Below are 1,764 nucleotides of genomic sequence, written 5' to 3' on the forward strand. Positions count from 1 at the left end.
CACACCGCCCGCGCCGGTCTGAAAGCCACAACCGAGCGGGCCGAGCAGTTCGAGCGGGGCAGCCGTATCGCCAACCTTCACAACATTCCGTGCGCGGGTGATGGCGTGGCTTGCGAAAGAAGACTGTCCGAAAAAATGGGATCCGATGCGCTCATCACCCGAGCAACAGGCTGTGGAACCGTCCTCGAGCCGCATGCCCGCATAGTTCAGCGGAACAAAGCTGCGGCAATAGCTGGGCAAGCCTTCGTCGCAACGCGGGCAATCGCCGCAGCTTGAAAAGCCGATCACGACCTTGTCGCCAACCGCGAGGCCAGTAACGCCTTCGCCCAACGCTTCGATTATGCCCGAACCTTCATGGCCCAGCACGGCGGGCAGGGTGTAAGGGGCGAACTGGTCGCGGAAGATCAGGTCGGTATGGCACAGGCCCACCCCCGCAATCTTGACCAGCACTTCGCCCGCGCGCGGTGCTTCGACACTGACCGGCTCGATCGAGAAGTCACCCTTGGGAATGCGGGCAACCGCCGCCACTGCCTCTATCATATTCAACTTCTCCTTTTGCCGCGTTCGGCCTTCTCACATCTCGCCAAAGTCGGCCTTCGATGCACCGCATTGCGGGCAGAACCAGTCATCGGGAATATCTTCCCAGCGCGTGCCGGGAGGAATACCGTCTTCGGGTAATCCCAACGCCTCGTCATAGCGAAAGCCGCACTTGCCGCAGCAATGAACCGCATATTCCGGCTCGCTCATGCTTTTTCAACCTCGAAACGGATCGGCACCGATTTGGGCCCGCAGACAAATTCCGATTCCGCCATGCGAGGTTCGCCGGTGAGCTCGACCGATTTCAGGCGCGGAATGATTTCCTTCCACAGCGCAATCATCTCCATCCGCGCGAGGTGGATGCCAAGGCAGGTGTGTCCGCCAAAGCCGAAACCGACATGGCGGTTGGGTGAGCGGCGGTGATCAAAGGTAAAGGGATCCGGAAAGGCGTCTTCATCGCGGTTCGCAGAGAGGTACGACAGATAAACGAGATCGCCTTTCCGGATGGTCCGTCCCTTGATTTCATAATCCTGTGTGGCGGAACGGACGAACTGCTGCACCGGGCTGGCCCAGCGGATCGTTTCCTCGACAAAGCCGGGGATCAGATCGGGATTGGCTTTCAATTCGGCCAATATGTCGGGGCGCATCGCCAACTGCCACATGCCATGGCCGGTGGTGGCCGCAGTGGTGTCATGCCCTGCGGTCGACGCGATGACGAAGTAGGAAATCAGCGCGCGATGCTCCATTGGCCCACCGTCAATCTTGCCATTGGCAATAACCGAGGCGAGATCGTGCCGTGGACATTTTTGGCGGTCGGCAATGATCGGTGTGTAATATTTCTCGAATTCCTCGAAAACGATGCCCCAGGTGCGGGTGATTTCCTGCGGGTCGGTCAGGTCGGAACCGGGCCGCTTCAGATCGGGGTCGGCATAGGTGAACAGCCATTGCGTCAGTTCGAGCATCTTCGCATGGTCAGGTTCGGGAACGCCGATCAGGTCGAGGACAACTTTCAAAGGATAGAGAAACGCAATTTCGTCCGCAAAATCGCATTCGGGGGCGAGGCTGACCAGCTTGTCCGCATAGATTTTCGCAGTCGCCTCAACCGCGGGAAGCGCCGCTTTTATCCCGTCGAGCGAAAACGCGCCCGAACAAACCGCACGATATTTCTGGTGCTCGGGCGGATCCAGCTGAACAAGCGAGCGGAAGATGTTCGACTGTCCGCCGGTA

General features: G+C 59.2%; 3 protein-coding genes. All 3 read right to left on the minus strand.

Annotated features, from left to right (window positions below; genetic code table 11):
- A partial coding sequence (locus Q0239_RS10875) for an alcohol dehydrogenase catalytic domain-containing protein (protein WP_298602572.1) occupies positions 1-540 on the minus strand: 540 nt, incomplete at its 3' end.
- 33 nt (positions 541-573) lie between these two features.
- The gene (locus Q0239_RS10880; RefSeq protein WP_298602574.1) at positions 574-747 is read right to left on the minus strand and encodes a rubredoxin; all 174 of its coding nucleotides are present in this window, start codon (positions 745-747) and stop codon (positions 574-576) included.
- The coding region (locus Q0239_RS10885; RefSeq protein ID WP_298602577.1) for a cytochrome P450 at positions 744-1,764 on the minus strand (1,021 nt) is incomplete at its 5' end. The genes Q0239_RS10885 and Q0239_RS10880, both read right to left, overlap by 4 nt.

It is taken from the genome of uncultured Sphingorhabdus sp. (assembly GCF_937872355.1).
Classification (GTDB): Bacteria; Pseudomonadota; Alphaproteobacteria; order Sphingomonadales; family Sphingomonadaceae; genus Sphingorhabdus_B.